The sequence below is a fragment of the Pseudomonas sp. CVAP#3 genome, from assembly GCF_018986375.1.
GTDB lineage: Bacteria > Pseudomonadota > Gammaproteobacteria > Pseudomonadales > Pseudomonadaceae > Aquipseudomonas > Aquipseudomonas helvetica.
Genome location: NZ_JAHMSC010000009.1, coordinates 24,157 through 43,466, shown reverse-complemented (window position 1 = coordinate 43,466; position 19,310 = coordinate 24,157). Strand labels below are relative to the sequence as shown.

Here is a 19,310-nt window from a genome sequence, read left to right as displayed (position 1 = left end):
TCAATCCTTGGTGACCCGGTTGATTTCTTCAAGACTGGTGATGCCCTGCATGGCCTTGAGCAGGCCCGAGGTGCGCAGGTCATTGAAGCCGTCCTTGCGCATCTGCGTATCGATTTCCAGAGAATTGCCTTCAGCCATGATCAGCCGTTGCAGTTCCGGGGTATTTTTCACCACTTCATAAATACCGACTCGCCCTTTGTAGCCGTTGTTGCAGTGATCGCAACCGACGGGTTCGTAGATCGTGAAAGAGCCGATGCGTTCCCGTGGGAAGCCTTCCTTGATTAGAGTTTCGTCGGGAATCGAAAGAGTTTTTTTGCAGTGGCTGCACAGCTTGCGGGCCAGGCGCTGGGCAATGATCAGGTGCACGGCCGTGGCGATGTTGAACCCCGGGATGCCCATGTTGTGCAGTCGGGTCAGGGTTTCAGCCGCGCTGTTGGTGTGCAGGGTGGTAAGCACCAGGTGCCCGGTTTGCGCAGCCTTGATCGCGATTTCGGCGGTTTCCAGGTCGCGGATTTCGCCGACCATGATCACGTCCGGGTCCTGGCGTAGAAATGAGCGTAGCGCCTGAGCGAAATCCAGGCCCTGCCTGGGATTGACGTTGACCTGGTTGATGCCTTCCATGTTGATCTCCACCGGGTCTTCGGCGGTGGAGATATTGATGTCGACCGTATTGAGGATATTCAGCCCGGTGTACAGCGACACGGTTTTCCCCGAGCCGGTCGGCCCGGTGACCAGAATCAGCCCTTGAGGTTGCTTGAGCGCCGCCATGTACAGGTCTTTCTGATCGGGCTCGTAACCCAGCGCATCAATGCCCATCTGAGCGCTGGAGGGGTCGAGAATCCGGATCACGACTTTTTCGCCCCACAACGTTGGCAGGGTGTTGACCCGGAAATCGATGGATTTGCTTTTCGACAGGTGCATCTTGAGCCGCCCGTCCTGGGGTTTTCGACGTTCCGAGATGTCCAGGCTAGCCATCACTTTCAGGCGTGCGGAGATGCGGTTGGCCAGTTGAATCGGCGGTTTGGCGACTTCGCGCAGTATGCCGTCGGTCCGTACCCGGACCCGGTAGGTTTTTTCGTAGGGTTCGAAGTGCAAGTCCGAGGAGCCGCCCTTGATCGCGTCCAGCAGCATCTTGTTGACGAAGCGCACCACCGGGGCATCGTCGGAGTCCTGGCCGATGACAGCGTCCTGGCGCTGGTCGTCGACGGCTTCGATGTCCAGACCTTCGAGATCAACGTCGGCCATGTCTTCCAGGCCCGTGCTGTGGCTGTCGAAGAATTTCTCGATGGCGTCGCTGAGTTTGTCGTCTTCGACCAGGATCGCTTCGGTGGTGAGCCCGGTGCTGAACTGGATATCGTTGATCGCCTGGTGATTGCTCGGGTCGGAAATGCCCACGAACAGTTTGTTGCCGCGCCGCCAGAGTGGCAGGGCGTGGTGCTGGCGAATCAGCTTTTCGCTGACCAGCTCTTTGGGCTGGGAGTCTTTGTCGAGACAGTTGAGGTCGAGGAAGGCGACGCCGAAATGCTCGGAGGCAACTTCCGCGACCTGGCGGCTGTTCACCATTTTGTTTTGTACCAGATAGCTGACCAGGGAAATGCGATTGCGGTGGGCTTGCTGATCCGCCTGGTGCGCGCTTTGGTCAGTGAGCAGTTCGGCCAGCACCAATTGCTTGGCCAGACCGCTGAGGGCGATGTCATTCATTCGAATACCAGACACAGACAGTTCAAGACTTATAGCCTAGTCAACGGATGGAACCCCACCAGCGTTCTTGAGGTGACAAAAAGTGTCAGTTAGTGCGGTTCCTCGGGGTGTGCGCCGGACTATTGTCGATCTGACACCCTGTAAACAGGGGGCGCAGGGGTTGGCATGTGCTGTGCTTTGACTGATTCAGGACATGAGATTTCGCCTCATGCATGGAGCCGGTTCTATGAATAATCAAAAAGGTTTTACCCTCATCGAGCTGCTGATCGTGGTGGCGATCATCGGCATTCTGGCAACGTTCGCGTTGCCGATGTATTCCAAATATCAGGCGCGGGCCAAGGTGACGGCGGGGGTGGCGGAAATTTCGGCGCTGAAGGTGCCTTTTGAAGACATCATCAATCAGGGCACCGATCCGACATTGGTGCTGATTGGCGGCACGGCAACCACCAGTAACTGCACGATTACCGCATCGGGTACTGCATCCAGCGGTGCAGGTACTATTGCTTGCACGATTCTCAATGCGCCAGGGCCGGTGCTCGGCAAAACCATCACGCTGACGCGGACACTGGCCGGTGGCTGGACCTGCGCGACCACTGCATTGCAGGACTACGCGCCGAAGGGTTGCACTGGCGCCTGATCTCGCATCAATCAATCAATGCCTCGCCTCTACGGATGCGAGGCATTTTTTTTCACTGTTCGATGGCCCCGCGGTCAATCGATAAAACCCGCAACTTGCATGTCGACAATGCCCGGGTCATGCATTTTGCATGATTCCAGGGGTTTGATTTTTTTGTAATTTATTGATTTATATAGACTTATTTGGTTGCGGGAAGTTGGCACAGGCTTCGCACTATTTCTGCTAACCCTGCTGAGAAGGCAAGCAGCAGACTTTCTGGAAGAACAGGAGTTACTCGTATGAAGACGTTCGCTATCGCTGCCGCCACTGCAACCGTTCTGACCCTGACTATGGCCAACGCTGCATTTGCGCAGACCACTCAAACCACTCAGTCGCCGATAGTGGTCGCTGCCGGTGAAATGACCAAGGCCGAGGAAGCGACTTCCGATACCTGGATCACCACTAAAGTGAAAAGCGATTTGGTCACCGAGAAGGGGATTCCTGGCACCGACATCAAAGTCGAAACCAACAAAGGCGTGGTCTCGCTGTCGTCGAAAGTAGCCGTGACCAAGTCCCAGAAAGATATGGCAGTCGCTATCACCAAGAAAATCAAAGGCGTCAAAGCCGTTTCAGCTGATGGCCTGATGACCCAGTAAGACTCAAGGCTTCTCGCCTGAACCGGGAGAAGGGAATCTTGAGAGCGCTGTAGAACCCCTGTGGGAGCGAGCTTGCTCGCGATGGCAACTCTTCATTCAACCTCTATGTTGAATGTTAGTCAGCTATCGCGAGCAAGCTCGCTCCCACATTGGCACATTGGATAGTCGTAACTTCAGCTTCCGCGTTTGCTGGTGATCTGTACCAGGCGGTTGCCTTCAAAGCGCAGGTATTGGTACATGCCGCTGTTCGGACCGTAGGTCCATTCCTCAACCGGGACTTCTTCCCGGCGATTGGCGCTGCGTTTGTAGCCCAGCGCATCACGTGCCACCGGCTCACCGCATTTTTGCAGCACTTCACCGGCGCGATCACCGACGCTGATCAACTGACTGCCGCAGCGCAAGGTATCGGCCGCCGATGCCTTACTGGCGGCAAGCGCCAGTATCAGGCCGATCAGCAATCGGTTGTTCATACTCACTCCGCGTCCAGGTGCATGGGCGTGACGACCCGGCCATCGCTTTCGGCCTCACCCAGGTTAGCGTCGATGAAGTACACCCGGTCATCGGCGAGCTGGGCTTTGTCGACCAGGTAGTCCTTGATGGTGCTGGCGCGATCCTGACCCAGTTGGCGCAGCAGCGCGGTGTCTGAAGACCAGAACTTGATCACGCCTTCACGCAGTTTGGCGGTGCGCTCTGCTTTGCCCAGTTGCGTCCATTCGGCCGGTGGCTGGGTTTTCAGGCGCGTGCGGTAGATGGCTTCGAGCAGCGGGCCTTTTTCGCTGTCCGGGACTTCCAGCAACGAAGCTTGCGCAGGGACTTTGTCGCCGCGACGCTGGAGCATTTTGTAGTAGTTGTACTGGTATTCACGTTCCAGTCGCTGTTCGGCAATCAAGGAGCCATCGCTTTTCTCGGCGGCGGTACCTTCGATTTCCAGGCGCAGGGCCGGACGTTCTTTGAGCGCTTTGGCCAGGGTATCGAGCGCCGACTCGGCGTTTTTGCTCAGCTCGCTTGAACCGGGCGCGAACGACACGCTGCCCAGGTCCTCGGCCCCACTGCTGTTGATCAGCCCGCCAATGAGCTTGAAGGGCGCCTCGGCCGCGCGCACGATCAGGTTGCGCAGGGTTTGCCAGATGATTGGCATCACGCTGAATTGAGGGTTGTTCAGGTCACCGGTAATCGGCAATTCGATGGATATCTTGCCGTCGGAGTCCTTGAGCAGTGCGATGGCCAGTTTCAGCGGCAAGCTCACGGCGTCCGGGCTGTCGACTTTTTCACCCAGCTGCAGTTGCTCCACCACCACTTTGTTTTCGGCTTTCAACTGGCCCTTGGTGATCTGGTAGTGCAGGTCGAGATTGAGTCGACCCTTGCGGATCCGGTAGCCGGCAAACTTGCCGGAGTAAGGCGTCAGGGTGGTCAGTTCGACCCGCTTGAAACTGGTGGCGATATCCAGCGCGGACATCGGGTCAAATGGGGTGACGCTGCCCTTGATGGTCACCGGTGCGTATCGATCGACCTTGCCCTTGATGTCGACGGCGGCGGGTTTGACCTGGCGGCTGTCGATGGTGCCGATCTGGCCGTTGAGCTGTTGAATGGCGGTGGCGAAGTTCGGTGTCAGGCTGAAGTCGGCGAAGTTCGCCGAACCGTCGTTGATCGCAATCGCGCCGATGTGGATACCCAGTGGCTTGTCCTTGCTTGCAGCAGGTTTCGCGGCGGTGGTTTTACTGCCGTTGTCGGGCGATTGCGGGATCAGCAGGTCATTGATGTTGGTGGTGCGATCATCGTTGATCATGAAGCGCACATAGGGCTGTTGCAGATTGATCTTGTCGATCGACAGGCTATCGCCATGTTGGTAGTTCAGGCCTTCGACCACCACTTGCTGCCACTTGAGGAAGTCGCGGGTTTTCAGAGTGTCCAGGGTGTGCAATTGATCGACCTGAGCGCGGCCGGTGACGCTGAACGCCAGTGGCTCGGTGCTTTTCAGGTCGACCGCCAGGTCGCTGCCGAGCATCCCGGAACGCAGCTCCAGACGAATGAACGGGTTGATATAGGACTGGGCGACGCGCAAGTCGATGTCTTTGGTCTGGACCTTGAGTTTGGCGCTGATCGGCGCAAGGTTGACCTCGCCGTCCGCGAGAATCTTGCCCTGCTTGCCCAGGCCGGTATCGACTTTGAGGGAGAACGGCGAACCATTGAGGCTATCGAAATTCTTCACGTCGACGTTCAGCGGGCCAAGCTCCAGTGCCACCGCCGGTTGGGCCTGACGGTCGGCCAGGTGCACTTTATAGTTGCGCAGCTCGACATCCTTGAGCAGCACTTGCCAAGGTTTGCTCGGCACCGCTGGATCGGGTTTTGGTTGCGGCGAGTCTGCCGCCGCCGGGGCCTTGGCTGGCTCGGGTTTTGTGGCCGGTTTGGCCGGTTGGCTGGCGAAGAGTTTCTGCCAGTCGAGCTGGCCATCGGCTTCACGGGCGGCCCAGGTTTCGAGCTTCTGGCTGCGGATCTTGCCGACGATCACTTGTTGCTTGACCAGATCGACCGTGGTCTCGCTGACGTCCAGACGTTCGAGGCGCACCAGCGGCCGGCCATCCGGGGCCTTGATGGCGAACGGTGCAACGCTGACCGAGGCGTTGTTCAGCAGCAGTTCGGTTCCCTGCGTCAGGTTGAACTTGTAATCGGTGCTCAGGTTCAGCGTTCCGTCTTCGAGCACCAGCGGCAATGCGTCACGCACGTAAGGCCACCAGGATTTCATTTTGCCGTCGGTGACTTTCAGTGTGCCTTCGGAGCTGATGGGCACCAGGCTGATGTGGCCGGTCCAGTCGATCCGGCCACCCGCCGGGCCAGCTGCGACGAGGGTCATGGCGGCGTTGTCGTCGGGCAGGGTACTGAGGTTGTTCAACTCCAGATTGAGCGTGTCGTACAGGAATTCGATCGGCTCGCTCGGGCGCAGGTCCTGGAAGTGCACATAACCACCGGCCAGGTTGATGTGGTCGATGCGCAGCGGGAAGGGTTTGGCGTTCGGGTCCGCAGGCGTCGGCTCACTGGCTGGCAACTTGAACAATTGCGTGAGGTTCAGGCTGCCGTCCTTGTTGAACAGAATCTCGGTTTTCGGCTTGTCCAGCTGCACATCGATCAAGTGCAGTGCACGAGTCCAGAGGCTATCGATTTGCAGGTTGGCGTACAGGCGCTCGAAGGCAAGCTGTTCCTTGCCCGGCTCGCCGATGTTCAGGCCCCAAACGGTCAGTTCAAGACTGAAGGGATTGAGTTCGATCCGTTGAATGTGCGCAGGCACCGCCGCGTAGTTGGCCAATTGTTGATTGGCGACCCGCAAGGCGATACCCGGCAAAATCAGAAAGCCCAACAAGCTGTAAAGGGCGACGGCAATCAACAAGGCGCCGATGGCGCGAATCAATCCTTTGGGCATGTTCGGCTTCAACTATCGGAATCGGGAGTGCCTTGGAGTATGGCATGCGATTCTGGTTCCAAAGCAATCACCTTGAACAGCAAATGTCAGGTTTTTTCGAAAGAGGTCAGAGTTGCAGGATCAGGGTTTTCAGCGGCGGCTGCTGATCCATCGACGGAAAGTCGCTGCCAGGTGTCAGCACTTTCCAGTCGCGCACCGGGCGTCCGGCCTTTTCTGCGCAGCGCAGCACCTGCTCACGCCAGTCGTCCATGCTGACTTTTGCCAGGTTGTTGCAGCAGATCAGCACGCCATCGTCGGCGGTGGCCAGTAGCGCCGGTTTGAGCAAACTCTGATAGTCGCGCAGCAGGTCAACGGTGCCGAATGCACTTTTGGCCCAGGCGGGTGGATCGAGCAGGACCAGGTCGTACTGACGCTGTTCCAGGCGCGGATAACTTGGCAGTTTTTGCCCGCGGCGCTGGCTGATCGGCAGGCCGGCGAGTTGGCGGATGGCCGGGAAGTAATCGGACTGTACGAACTGCATGGTCGGCAGTTGCGGGTTGAGCAGACCGTTCTCACGGCCGACTGCCAGGTTACCCTCGGCGAAATCCAGATTGCACACCTCGCGTGCACCGCCAGCCGCCGCGGCAAGGCCGACGCCACAGGTGTAGGCGAACAGGTTCAGCACGCTTTTGCCGGCGCTGTGGTCCTTGACCCAGCCGCGGGCGTTGCGCAGGTCGAGAAACAGCAGAGGGTCTTGCCCGGCGTGGCGACCACGGACCCGGTAGTTCAGGCCCCATTCGTGGCCGACCATGTCGACAAGTGCGGCCTCTTCGGCGCGGTAGACCGTGTCTTCGCGATCAATCCGCGAGTTACCCCGGGAGCGGTCGTTATAGACCAGCAGGGTGTTGAGGTTGAGGTGTTGATTGATGATCGCGTGCAACGCGAGCAAGTCATCGCGTTCCAGCGACTGGTGAAAGCTCTGGACCAGCAGTTGCGGGCCGTAACGGTCGATGGTCAGGCCGCCGGCACCTTCCTGGCTGCCATGAAACAGCCGATAGCAGTCGGTGCCTTGCGAGTGGAGCTCGGCGAGCAAGTCTTGGCGATGATCGAGGGCGGCGCGCAGCGCCTGATTCAAGGAAGACATGGACGCGCCTTGCTGGGGAATTTGGCGCGAGAGTTTAACAGGATTGTGATCGATGGATCCCCTGTGGCGAGGGAGCTTGCTCCCGCTCGGGCGCGCAGCGCCCGTAAAACTTTCGACCGGGCTCTGTCTGAAAGAGCTCGGCTGAGGGATTTGGGAGCTCTTCGCGCTCCAACGGGAGCAAGCTCCCTCGCCACAGGGTAATTGTTTGGCGAGGACTTGGCGTTCGGTCGGCAACACCACGCATTCAGCTGGGGATTCCCATCCGCCGTTTGGCCCGCTGCACCGAACCATTGCGCACCGCCCAGCGCAGCATCGGGGCACTGCGATTGACGCTGGCGCGAATCAGTTTGCGTTGTAGCGGATTCTGGCGGACACCGAGCATGTCACTGGCCCAGTCGGGCAGCAGGTCGATGCCCGCTTGCATCATCAGCCCACCGAAGGGCCTGGCCAGGCGGCTGGGTGACGGTGCAGCGAGGAGCAACCGCAGCACTTCGCGGCTGCGTTCATCGCAGAGCAGTTGTGGGCGAATTCGCTCAAGGTATTCGCTGATTTCCCGCCGTGAGCGCGGAACATCGCGGGCGCCCAGACGCTCGGCGACCAAGGCGATCTCGGCGTAGTAACGGTCCTGATCGGCGGGCGAAAGATTCGGATTGCGGTAGCGCAAATGCGCGGCGAGAAAATTGCTGACCTCGGCCACATGGACCCAGGTCAGCAGGTCCGGATCGCTGGCGGCATAAGGGCGCCCATCAGGCGCGATGCCGACCACTTGCAGGTGAATGGTACGCACTTTCTCGATCAGCCACTCGGCGTCCTGACGCGAACCGAAGGTGGTACCGGAGATGAACTGCCCGGTGCGGCGCAGTCGACCGAGCATGTCTTCGCGGAAGTTCGAGTGGTCCCAGACCCCGGCCAGCGCCAGCGGGTGTAGGGCTTGCAGCATCAAGGCGCTGATGCCGCCGATGAGCATGCTGCTGAAGTCGCCATGCACTTGCCAGCTCACCGAGTCGGGGCCGAAGAGGCCGGGATCGCCCTTGGGGTTTTCCAGGTCGAGCTTGCCCAGCGAAAGGCCGGACAGGCTCATGATCTGGGTTTCGATACGGCTACGGATGAATTCCATGACGACTCGGTGGCTACGGTATTTAAAAAGTGCGCGGCCAGCGGCCGCGCTTGGATGAACAGATCATTGGTTCAGACGCTTGTCGATCAGCCCGGCGACCACGCTGGGGTCGGCCAGGGTCGAGGTGTCACCGAGGCTGTCGAGCTCATTGCAGGCGATCTTGCGCAAGATGCGCCGCATGATCTTGCCCGAACGGGTTTTCGGCAAGGCCGGTGCCCATTGGATCAGATCGGGTTTGGCGAAACTTCCGATTTCCTGGCTCACATGGGCCAGCAGTTCTTTGTGCAACGCGTCGCTGGGTTCGATGCCGTTCATCGGCGTGACAAAGGCGTAGATGCCCTGGCCCTTGAGGTCGTGGGGGTAACCGACCACCGCCGCCTCGGCGATGCTGTCATGCAGTACCAGCGCGCTTTCGACTTCGGCAGTGCCGATGCGGTGCCCGGAGACGTTGATCACATCATCGATGCGTCCGGTGATCCAGTAGTCGCCCTGTTCGTCGCGTCGCGCGCCGTCCCCGGTGAAGTAGTAGCCGGGATAGGGTTTGAAATAGGTATCGATCATGCGTTGCGGGTCGCCATAGACACTGCGGATTTGCCCTGGCCAGCTCGATTTTATGGCGAGCACGCCGCTGCCGGCGCCGCTGATTTCCTTGCCTTGTTCATCGAGCAATACCGGTTGCACGCCAAACATCGGCCGGGTTGCGCAACCGGGTTTGATCCGTTGTGCGCTGACCAGCGGGCTGAGCATGATGCCGCCGGTTTCAGTCTGCCACCAGGTATCGACGATCGGGCAGCGCTGCTCGCCGACCGCGTTGAAATACCAGTCCCAGGCTTCCGGGTTGATCGGTTCTCCGACGCTGCCCAGCAGCCGCAAACTGGCGCGTGAGCTGTCTTTCAACGGCTCCAGGCCTTCGCGCATCAGAGCTCGCAAGGCGGTTGGCGCGGTGTAGAAAATGTTCACCTGATGCTTGTCGATGACCTGCCAGAACCGTGAGCTGTTCGGGTAGCTTGGCACGCCTTCGAAGATCAGTGTGGTCGCGCCATTGGCCAGTGGCCCGTAGACGATGTAGCTGTGGCCGGTGACCCAGCCGACGTCGGCGGTGCACCAGAAGACTTCGCCGTCGCGGTAGTCGAACACGTACTTGAAGGTCATCGCCGCTTGCAGCAGATAGCCGCCAGTGGTGTGAAGCACGCCTTTGGGTTTACCGGTGCTGCCGGAAGTGTAAAGGATGAACAACGGGTCTTCGGCGTCCATGGGTTCTGGCGGGCAGTCGTCGCTGACGTCGCGCAGGGCCTGGTGATACCAGAGGTCGCGGCCCTCGACCCAATTGACCTCGATCTGAGTGTGTTCGACCACTACGACAGTACTGACGGCCGGGCAACTGAGCAGGGCTTTGTCGACGTTCTGTTTGAGCGGTACATATTTACCGCCACGTACCCCTTCATCGGCGGTAATCACGGTACGGCAGTCCGCGTCGAGGATCCGGTCACGCAGGGAATCGGGGGAAAACCCGCCAAAGACCACCGAGTGCACGGCGCCAATGCGTGCGCAGGCGAGCATTGCGTAGGCGGCTTCAGGGATCATTGGCATGTAGATGCACACCCGGTCGCCTTTTTTTACGCCACGGCTTTTCAGCACGTTGGCCAGGCGGCAAACGCAGTGATGAAGTTTCTGGTAGGTGATGTGCAGCGATTCAGCCGGGTCGTCGCCTTCCCAGATGATCGCGGTCTGTTCGCCGCGTTGGGTGAGGTGGCGATCGATGCAGTTATAGCTGACGTTGAGCTGAGCACCGGCAAACCATTGTGCCGCGCCGGTTTTGATATTCGTGTGTTGAACGCTTTGCCAGGGGGTCGACCAGTCGAGAAAACGCTTGGCCTGTTCGGCCCAGAAGACCTCGGGTTGCTCGATGGATTGGCGGTACAGGCGCTGGTAGTCGTCCTGACTCAGTTGCGCAGCCTGGCGGACGGCATCGGCTTTGGGGAACATGCTGATATCGAACATGGCGGTTCCTTATGCTTGTATTGCACAAGTGATAAAGATGCGCCGAGTGACTATCGGGTTCAAGAGGGGGAGCTACGCGACCCTCGTAGGAGCAGAGCTTGCTCGCGATGAACGATGATGCGGTGTATCGGATACACCGCAGCGCCTGCATCGCGAGCAAGCTTTGCCCCTATGGGACGGTGGAGGGTCAAATCACCCGCGGTGACGACCACGGAAGTAGTTGATCAGGCCCTGGGTCGAAGCGTCTTCGGCCGGGGTTTCTTCGCTGCCGACCAGGCGGCTGTAGACGCCTTTGCCCAGCTCCTTGCCTAACTCCACGCCCCATTGGTCGAAGGCGTTGATGCCCCAGATCACGCTCTGCACGAACACCTTGTGCTCGTACATCGCGACCAGCGCGCCCAGACGACGCGGGCTGATGCGCTCGACCACCAGGGTGTTGCTCGGGCGGTTGCCCGGGATCACCTTGTGCGGTGCGAGTTTTTGCACCTGGTCTTCGGTCACGCCTTTTTCACGCAGCTCGGCTTCCGCCTCGGCGCGGGTCTTGCCGAGCATCAGCGCCTGGCTTTGCGACAGGCAGTTGGCGTACAGCCACTGGTGGTGGTCGGCAACCGGGTTGAAGCTGACGATCGGCACGATGAAGTCAGCCGGAATCAGTTGGGTGCCCTGGTGCAGCAACTGGTGATAGGCGTGTTGACCGTTGCAACCGACGCCGCCCCAGATGACCGGACCGGTATCGGTGGAAACTGGCGTGCCGTCCTGACGTACGCTCTTGCCGTTGGATTCCATGTCCAGTTGCTGCAAGTGCTTGGTGATGTTGCGCAGGTAGTGGTCGTACGGCAGGATCGCGTGGCTTTGCGCGCCCCAGAAGTTGCCGTACCAGACACCCAGCAGTGCCAGCAGCACCGGCATGTTCTGTTCGAATGGCGCGCTCTGGAAATGCTGGTCCATGGTGTAGGCACCGGACAGCAACTCCTTGAAGTTCGACATGCCGATGGCCAGGGCAATCGGCAAACCGATGGCCGACCACAGCGAGTAACGCCCACCAACCCAGTCCCACATCGGGAAGATGTTTTCTTCGCGAATACCGAAGGCCACGGCCGCAGCGTTGTTGCTCGAAACGGCGATGAAGTGGCGATACAGCTCGGCTTCGGAGCCGCCCTGAGCCAGGTACCAGGCGCGTGCGGCCTGGGCGTTTTTCAGGGTTTCGAGGGTGTTGAAGGATTTCGAGGAAACGATGAACAGGGTGGTTTCGGCACGAATCTTTGCCGACAACTCATGGAATTCGCTGCCGTCGATGTTCGCCAGGTAATGGCAGCGCACGCCTTTCTGGGCGTAGGACAACAGCGCTTCGGAAACCAGTTCAGGGCCGAGGAACGAACCACCGATGCCGATGTTCACCACGTCGGTGATCGGCTTCTCGGTGTAACCACGCCACAGGCCGTCGTGAATGCGCCCGACCAGCTCGGTGATCTGGTTCAGCACTTTGTGCACGTCAGGCATGACGTTGACGCCATTGACCGACAGCTTGTCGCCCACCGGGCGGCGCAGGGCCGTATGCAGCGCCGGGCGGCCTTCGGAGGCATTGACGATTTCGCCGTTGAACAACGCCTTGATCGCGTCTTGCAAGCCGACTTCGTTCGCCAGGCCCACCAGCAGATTGCGGGTTTCGGTGTTGATCAGGTTTTTCGAGTAATCAAGAAATAGCCCACAGCTGCTCAGTGTGAACTGGGTAAAACGCTGCGGGTCGGCATTGAACGCTTCGCGCATGCTGAAATCCTGCATGGCTTGGCGGTGATCATTCAGCGCCTGCCAGGCTGGCAGAGCGGTAACGTCATGAGGAGTGCGGTAGTACGCCATCGCTGCGGGTTTCCTTTTTACTTGGACTGCCTTTAGGACACTGAAAAAACCGGAATGTCCTGTTTGATGACAGGCACCCTCCGGTTGAACTGCGAATAAACGATTTAATAACGCAGGGCGATTACAGTAAACCTCGCGATGTGATCTGTCTTGGCTTTGTCTGACCTGTGACCGGTACTATTTTGTACCGGCGCTTCAGGTAGCCAGGCAGGTTTTCAGTGCACAGGGTACGGGGGGAGGGCTCAGGCGACCTGAACCGGGATGGCATTGCTGGTATGGCTCAATTCGTTGCCTGGAGCCATGTAGAGCATGCGCGGTTTGAAATTGAGCAGTTCGGCTTCGCTGTAATGAGCGTAAGCGCAGATGATCACCCGATCACCGACCTTGGCCTTGTGTGCGGCGGCGCCGTTGACCGAGATCATGCGCGAGCCTTCTTCGCCACGGATGGCGTAAGTGGTGAAGCGTTCGCCGTTATCGACGTTGTAGATCTGGATTTGTTCGTACTCACGGATCCCGGACAGGTCCAGCCATTCGCCGTCGATGGCGCAAGAGCCTTCGTAGTCGAGCACTGCGTGGGTAACTTCGGCGCGATGCAGCTTGGCCTTGAGCATGATGGCGTGCATGAGTGTTTCCCTTGGTCAGATCCGAACGGCGGGCAGTTTGCCCGAAGCTTTTGAGGCCGGCAATACACCGCAAAAGATCGCAGCCTGCGGCAGCTCCAACACGGAATCGTATAATTCTGTAGTTGCTGCCGCCGGCTGCGATCTTTTGATCTTGCCCTTTAAACCGGAGCGTCGAGGTTCAGGTGCAGGTTGTCGATCAACCGGGTCGTGCCCAGGAAAGCGGCCACCAGGATCACCAGGTCACGGTCACCCACGGTCGCTGGGCGCAGGGTCAGCGCGTGGCGGATTTCCAGGTAATCAGGACGCAACCCGGCGGCCTGGAGCTGCTCGATCTTCCGGGCCAGGAGCGCCGGGTAATCGCGTTCGCCCTGTTTGATGGCTTCGGCGATGTCGCTCAGCGTGCGATACACAATTGGCGCGACGGCCCGCTGTTCTTCACTGAGGAAACCATTGCGCGAGGACAGCGCCAGACCGTCGGCGGCTCTTACGGTGGGCTCGCCAATGATCTGGATCGGCATGTTCAGGTCATGCACCAGCGCGCGAATCACCGCCAGTTGCTGGAAGTCTTTATGACCGAAGACCGCGAGGTCTGGCTGAACCATGTTGAACAACTTGCTGACCACCGTCGCCACGCCTTCGAAATGCCCGGGGCGGCTGGCGCCACACAGGCCTTCAGAAAGCAGTGGAACGCTGACGCGGGTCTGGCCGGCCATGCCGTCCGGATACATTTCCTCGACGGTTGGGGCGAACAACAGGTGACAGCCGGCTTGCAGCAGTTTCTCCTGATCGGCGGCCAAGGTCCGCGGATACTTGTCGAGGTCTTCGCCCGCGCCAAATTGCAGCGGGTTGACGAAAATGCTCGCGACCACAAAGTCCGCTCGTTGGGCGGCTTTGGTGACCAGCGCGACGTGACCACTGTGCAGGTTGCCCATGGTCGGTACGAAGCCGATACGTTTGCCTTCGCCGCGAGCGCGGGCGACGGCGGCACGTAGTTCGCGTACGGTTTTGACAGTGTTCATGCAGAGAATCCGTGTTCGGCGCCAGGGAAGGTTGCGGCTTTGACTTCAGCGACGTAAGCGCTCAGGGCAGCGTGAATGCTGTCTTGGCCGGCCATGAAGTTCTTCACGAACTTCGGTGCGCGGCCGCTGAGGGACAGGCCGAGCATGTCGTGCAGTACCAGCACCTGACCGTCGGTGGCATTGCCGGCGCCGATGCCGATCACTGGAATCTTCACCGCTTGAGTGATTTCGTGGGCCAGCTCGCTCGGTACACACTCGAGCAACAGCATCGCCGCGCCGGCCTGTTCCAGGGCAATCGCGTCGGCACGCATCTGCCGGGCCTGGTTTTCATTGCGGCCCTGAACTTTATAGCCGCCGAGAATGTTCACCGACTGTGGCGTCAGCCCCATGTGCGCGCACACCGGAATACCGCGTTCGGCCAGTAGACGAATCGACTCGGCCAGCCACAGCGCGCCTTCGACCTTGACCATGTGCGCACCCGCCTGCATCAGCTGGGCACTGTTGGTCATCGTTTGCTCGATGGTGGCGTAGGCCATGAACGGCAGGTCCGCGAGGATCAAGGCATCGGTGTTGCCACGCTTGACCGCGGCGACGTGGTAAGCCATTTCGGCGGTGGTCACCGGCAGGGTGCTGTCGTGTCCTTGCAACACCATGCCAAGGGAGTCGCCCACCAGCAACACTTCAACACCCGCCTCATTGCAAGCGTGGGCGAAGGTAGCGTCGTAGCAGGTCAGCATGGTGATTTTTTCACCCTTTTGCTTGAGGCTCTGCAATGTGGTCAAGGTGATAGCTGGCATGTAAGGAATCCTCATTCAGGCGCTTGGAAAACTACTGCGGGTAACGCGCGTGATTCTTCATTTACTCAGGCGCACGGTCTTGTGTCGTGCTTTAAAAGCCTGGATTGCGCCCTGTAGTGCCGGGTTGGCGGCAGCGGGACGCCTATAGTCGTGAGGAGAACTCGGGAAGTCAATTGGATGTGTTACCGCAATGTTACGTCGTTGGTGTTACCGGCGTTACTGATGCGATTCAGCATAGATCTGTAGGAGCTGAGCTTGCTCGCGATGAGCGATTACGCGGTCTGTCTGGAAACCGCAGTGTTGCCATCGCGGGCAAGCCTTGCTCCTACGGGGCCAGGCGTTCCAGTCCGACGAACGGACATGCGGCGAGCAGTTCGCGCAGGTGACGGCCGTCCGCCAGTTGCAGATCGGCGGGCGCCAGTTCGGCCAATGGGTACAGCACAAAGGCTCGGGCCTGCATGTGGTAATGGGGGACTTTGAGGCGGGGCTCGTCGATCAGTCGATCGCCAAACAGCAGGATATCCAGATCCAGCGTGCGCGGGCCCCAGCGTTCATGACGCTCGCGACCCTGGTCGATTTCGATGGCTTGCAGCGCATCGAGCAGCTCGAGCGGCGCCAGCGTGCTGTCGAGCGCGGCCACCGCGTTGGTATAGCGCGGCTGGCCCGGCAGCAAGGAGTCGCTTTGATAGAAGGACGAAACCCCCACCAGCGCTGTCTTGGGTAACTGCGCGAGCGCTTCGACGGCGCTGCGCAATTGTTCCGCTGGGGCGGCGAGGTTGCTGCCCATGCCAATGTAAATGCGTTCCATCGATTTACTCGCCCGACGCACTCGGTACGCCAGCGGCACGTTTGCGTTTGGCGCCACCGCTGCGGCGACGTTTACGCGGCGCACCGCTGGCACCGTCGTCCTTGCCACTGAGGTCGCGGATCATGTCGCGGCGTTCGCTTTCGTTGGCGTCCTGATAGTCCGTCCACCATTCGCCCAGGCCATTGGTCTGTTCGCCAGCGCTTTCGCGCAGTAGCAGGAAGTCGTAACCGGCGCGGAATCGCGGGTTGTCCAGCAACAGGTCGGCACGTTTGCCACTGCGGCGCGGAAGACGCTCCTGCATGTCCCAGATCTCGCGGATCGGCATGGTGAAGCGCTTTGGAATCGCGATCCGCTGGCATTGCTCGCTGATCAGTTCGTGAGCCGCTTCCTGCATGGCCGGAATCGGCGGCATGCCACGATCCTGCAAGCGCAGTACGCGGGCCGGCAAGGCTGGCCAAAGCAGGGCGGCGAACAGGAACGCTGGCGTCACCGGCTTGTTCTGCTTGATCCGCAGGTCGGTGTTGATCAGCGCTTCGCTGATCAGGGTGTGAGTGTAGGTCGGGTTGTGTTCCAGGGCTTCGGCGCTGGCCGGGAACAGTGGGTCGAACAATTGCAGGTCGACCAGCATCTCGAAGGTGTCCGCGGCATGACCCGAAAGGAACAGCTTCAACACTTCTTCGAACAAGCGCGCCGACGGGATCTCGCGCAGCATCGGTGCCAGGTTGCGGATTGGCGCGGCACTGTGTTTTTCGATGCCAAAGTCCAGCTTGGCGGCGAAACGCACCGCACGAAGCATCCGCACCGGGTCTTCCTGGTAACGCTGGGTCGGGTCGCCGATCAGGCGGATCAGGTGATTGCGGATGTCGTGTACGCCGTTGGCGTAGTCGAGAATGCGTTCGCTGACCGGATCGTAATACAGGGCGTTGATGGTGAAGTCGCGGCGTTGCGCGTCTTCCTCCAGCGTGCCGTAAACGTTGTCGCGCAGAATGCGCCCGCTTTCGTTACGCGAGGACTGGTTGCTGTCTTCTTCCTCGTCGTTTTGCGGGTGATTGGCGCGGAAGGTCGCGACTTCAATGATTTCGCGACCAAAATGGATGTGCACCAGTTTGAATCGGCGCCCGATGATCCGCGCATTGCGAAACTCGGCGCGAACCTGTTCCGGCGTGGCGCTGGTGGCGACGTCGAAATCCTTGGGTGTGATGTTGAGCAACATGTCGCGCACACAGCCACCGACCAGGTAAGCCTGGTAGCCGGCGTTCTGCAGGCGTTCGACGATGTTCACCGCATAACGGCTGAACTGAGCCCGTTGCAGCGAGTGTTGGCTGCTGTTGAGCACTTCAGGCGTGCTGCGAATGTGTTGCGTACGACGCAAGGGAGAACGGAATGACTGGAACAGCTTCTTCAGCATGGGATGCACTGTTTGAAGGAATGTTCGGCCAAAACGAAGAATGACCGCATGATGGGCCGGGATTCTAGCATTTAGTCGGGGGATGGTGTAGGAAGCTGCGCAAGGTCTCTGTAGCAGCTGTCGAGCCTGCAAGGCCAAACGCCAGAAACCACAAGGGGAGCCGAAGCTCCCCAAGAAGTAGTTGCATGCTCTATTTTTATTTTTGGTTTCGGGCTTCTTGTTTTTGTGTAACGCCCTTGTCATGAAGATTTCCTTCATGACCCTCCCAATCGGGAGCCAAGAGCAAACGGATTGCTTTGATCGCTGTGTTGCAATGATCTGTGTGATCCAACCAGTTCAGGCTCTGCCTTAGGGCAGTTTTTGTTGTTCTCGGCCTGGTTGCGGGGCAAGCCCCAAATACAACGCCTCTCCAAAAGAATCAGTTAGCTACGCCTCTCGCCGTCTTGTTTTTGTTATGCGTGAGTCGATTCGTCTTATTTTTATTGTCTTGTGCATTGCTTGTTATTGTTCTTGTACCAAACCTATAGCAGGTGCCGTGCCAACTTTTGCGGGCCCCAGTAAAACAAGGGGTTAGGTGCCTGAGTCGCCTTTTTCATGGCCAAAAAAAACCGGGGTTTCGTTACCGTAAGCCCCGGCTTCTGTTACGAGAAAAAGCTGCGGTAACAGTTTTTTCACAATGTCATGTGTTACTCGCACACTCGACAGGTGACGTTCAGCTTTCGCTGGTCGCGCCGGTCTTGCGTCGTGGGATACCGAGGCGCTGACGACGTTCCCACAGGCATTTGCGGCTGACGCCGAGTTTGCGCGCCAGCTCGGTTTCGGTCATGTGATCCTGGTGTTCGAGGACGAAGTGCTGGAAATAGTCTTCCAGTGACAGGTCTTCGGTGGGCTCGTGGCTGGTGTTGCCGGTGCTGCCCTGTTGCGGTGCCAGGCCGATGAACTCGTCATCTTCAAGGTCGCTGAGCTCGATATCGATGCCCAGCAACTCGGCAGAAATCTCCGGGCTCTCACACAGGATGACGGCACGCTCGACAGCGTTTTCCAGTTCGCGCACGTTGCCCGGCCAGGAGTAATGACGAATTGCCTGCTCGGCGTCCGGAGCGAATTTCAGGTCGGTGCGATTCACGCGCGCGCTCTGGCGGGCGAGGAAAGCATGGGCGATTTCGTTGACGTCCGCGCCACGCTCACGCAGGGCCGGCAGTTTCAGGGCGATAACGTGGAGACGGTAATACAGGTCTTCACGGAACTGGCCGATCTTGGCCAGGCTCTTCAGGTCACGGTGAGTCGCAGCGATCAGGCGTACGTCGACCTTCTGCGATTGCACCGAGCCCACGCGGCGGATTTCACCTTCTTGCAGCACGCGCAGCAGGCGCGCCTGGGCTTCAAGTGGCAGTTCGCCGATTTCATCAAGGAACAAGGTGCCGCCGTCGGCTGCTTCAACCAGGCCCGCGCGCCCGGCGCTGGCGCCGGTAAACGCGCCTTTCTCGTGGCCGAACAGTTCGGACTCGATCAGGCTTTCCGGGATGGCTGCGCAGTTCACCGAAATCATCGGCGCCTTGGCGCGTTTGGACAGGTTGTGCAGGGCGCGGGCGACCAGTTCTTTACCGGTGCCTGATTCGCCCTGAATCAATACATTGGAATCGGTGGGAGCCACTTTACGGATTTTGCCGTACAGATCCTGCATCGGTGGGCACGAGCCGATGATGCCGATTTCGCCATTGCTGTTATCGACTGCGGACTTCGCCGAGCCAGCGGCGGCTTTGCCGACCGCAGGTTCGCCCACGGAGCTTTGCGCCGATTGCCGGTCACGCAGGATGCGCGCGACAGCCTGGAGCATCTCGTCATGGTCGAAAGGCTTGGCGATGTAGTCCACCGCGCCCATCTTCATAGAGTCGACTGCCGAGCGCAGGCTGGCGTAGCTCGTCATAATCAGCACCGGCTTGCCCTGGCCCAGCTTGATCAGTTCGGTGCCCGGTGCGCCAGGCAGGCGCAGGTCACTGACAATCAGGTCGAACGTGGGAATGCTGAAGCGTTCTTGTGCGTCCTGCACTGAACCGGCTTCGCTGACCTGGTACTGGTTACGTTCCAGCAGGCGGCGCAAGGCGGAGCGGATAATTGTTTCGTCTTCGACGATCAAAATGTGCGGCATTGATTCGATACTCTCGACGG

General features: G+C 59.4%; 15 protein-coding genes. 2 read left to right on the top strand and 13 right to left on the bottom strand.

Features of this window, described 5'->3' with window-relative positions:
* Positions 1-1,701 carry a type IV-A pilus assembly ATPase PilB gene (pilB, locus tag KRR23_RS16745; protein WP_216743415.1) on the bottom strand — a complete coding sequence of 567 codons (1,701 nt, stop codon included), beginning with the start codon at positions 1,699-1,701 and terminating at the stop codon, positions 1-3.
* Positions 1,702-1,927: 226 nt separating this feature from the next.
* Between pilB and KRR23_RS16740 the strand changes: the two genes are divergently transcribed.
* Both KRR23_RS16740 and KRR23_RS16735 read left to right on the top strand, forming a co-directional pair.
* Positions 1,928-2,338 carry a pilin gene (locus KRR23_RS16740; protein ID WP_216743414.1) on the top strand — a complete coding sequence of 137 codons (411 nt, stop codon included), beginning with the start codon at positions 1,928-1,930 and terminating at the stop codon, positions 2,336-2,338.
* 278 nt (positions 2,339-2,616) lie between these two features.
* A complete protein-coding gene (locus KRR23_RS16735) occupies positions 2,617-2,973 on the top strand; it encodes a BON domain-containing protein (RefSeq protein ID WP_216743413.1) in 357 nt (118 codons plus the stop codon).
* A 173-nt stretch (positions 2,974-3,146) separates the two neighbouring features.
* On the opposite strand, the gene KRR23_RS16730 is transcribed toward KRR23_RS16735, so the two are convergent.
* The 12 genes from KRR23_RS16730 to KRR23_RS16675 all read right to left on the bottom strand — a co-directional run bounded on the left by KRR23_RS16730 (position 3,147) and on the right by KRR23_RS16675 (position 19,290).
* Positions 3,147-3,443, bottom strand: a complete 297-nt coding sequence (locus tag KRR23_RS16730; RefSeq protein WP_216743412.1) for a DUF2845 domain-containing protein — start codon at positions 3,441-3,443, stop codon at positions 3,147-3,149.
* Between the two features lie 2 nt (positions 3,444-3,445).
* On the bottom strand, positions 3,446-6,388 hold the full coding sequence (locus KRR23_RS16725; RefSeq protein ID WP_216743411.1) for a DUF748 domain-containing protein: 2,943 nt from the start codon (positions 6,386-6,388) through the stop codon (positions 3,446-3,448).
* Positions 6,389-6,494: 106 nt separating this feature from the next.
* Positions 6,495-7,511, bottom strand: coding sequence for a class I SAM-dependent rRNA methyltransferase (locus KRR23_RS16720; RefSeq protein ID WP_216743410.1), 1,017 nt, complete (start codon positions 7,509-7,511; stop codon positions 6,495-6,497).
* 244 nt (positions 7,512-7,755) lie between these two features.
* A complete protein-coding gene (locus tag KRR23_RS16715; RefSeq protein ID WP_216743409.1) occupies positions 7,756-8,628 on the bottom strand; it encodes an oxygenase MpaB family protein in 873 nt (290 codons plus the stop codon).
* A gap of 63 nt (positions 8,629-8,691) precedes the next feature.
* Positions 8,692-10,629 (bottom strand): acetate--CoA ligase, encoded by a 1,938-nt coding sequence (acs, locus tag KRR23_RS16710; protein ID WP_216743408.1) that lies wholly within the window; start codon positions 10,627-10,629, stop codon positions 8,692-8,694.
* Between the two features lie 192 nt (positions 10,630-10,821).
* Entirely contained in the window at positions 10,822-12,486 is a 1,665-nt protein-coding gene (pgi, locus tag KRR23_RS16705; RefSeq protein ID WP_216743407.1) for a glucose-6-phosphate isomerase, read from the bottom strand.
* A gap of 242 nt (positions 12,487-12,728) precedes the next feature.
* Positions 12,729-13,109, bottom strand: coding sequence for an aspartate 1-decarboxylase (gene panD, locus KRR23_RS16700; protein WP_003228271.1), 381 nt, complete (start codon positions 13,107-13,109; stop codon positions 12,729-12,731).
* Positions 13,110-13,267: 158 nt separating this feature from the next.
* Positions 13,268-14,128: a pantoate--beta-alanine ligase gene (panC, locus tag KRR23_RS16695; protein WP_216743406.1), complete on the bottom strand. Its 861-nt coding sequence runs from the start codon at positions 14,126-14,128 to the stop codon at positions 13,268-13,270.
* A complete protein-coding gene (gene panB, locus KRR23_RS16690) occupies positions 14,125-14,925 on the bottom strand; it encodes a 3-methyl-2-oxobutanoate hydroxymethyltransferase (RefSeq protein WP_103320162.1) in 801 nt (266 codons plus the stop codon). The genes panC and panB overlap by 4 nt, the downstream gene beginning before the upstream one ends.
* 325 nt (positions 14,926-15,250) lie before the next feature.
* Complete coding sequence (gene folK, locus KRR23_RS16685; protein WP_216743405.1) at positions 15,251-15,733, bottom strand: 2-amino-4-hydroxy-6-hydroxymethyldihydropteridine diphosphokinase; 483 nt, start codon at positions 15,731-15,733, stop codon at positions 15,251-15,253.
* A gap of 4 nt (positions 15,734-15,737) precedes the next feature.
* The gene (locus KRR23_RS16680) at positions 15,738-17,141 is read right to left on the bottom strand and encodes a polynucleotide adenylyltransferase PcnB (protein ID WP_216743404.1); all 1,404 of its coding nucleotides are present in this window, start codon (positions 17,139-17,141) and stop codon (positions 15,738-15,740) included.
* A 712-nt stretch (positions 17,142-17,853) separates the two neighbouring features.
* Complete coding sequence (locus tag KRR23_RS16675) at positions 17,854-19,290, bottom strand: sigma-54 dependent transcriptional regulator (RefSeq protein WP_216743403.1); 1,437 nt, start codon at positions 19,288-19,290, stop codon at positions 17,854-17,856.
* Between the last annotated feature and the right edge of the window lie 20 nt (positions 19,291-19,310).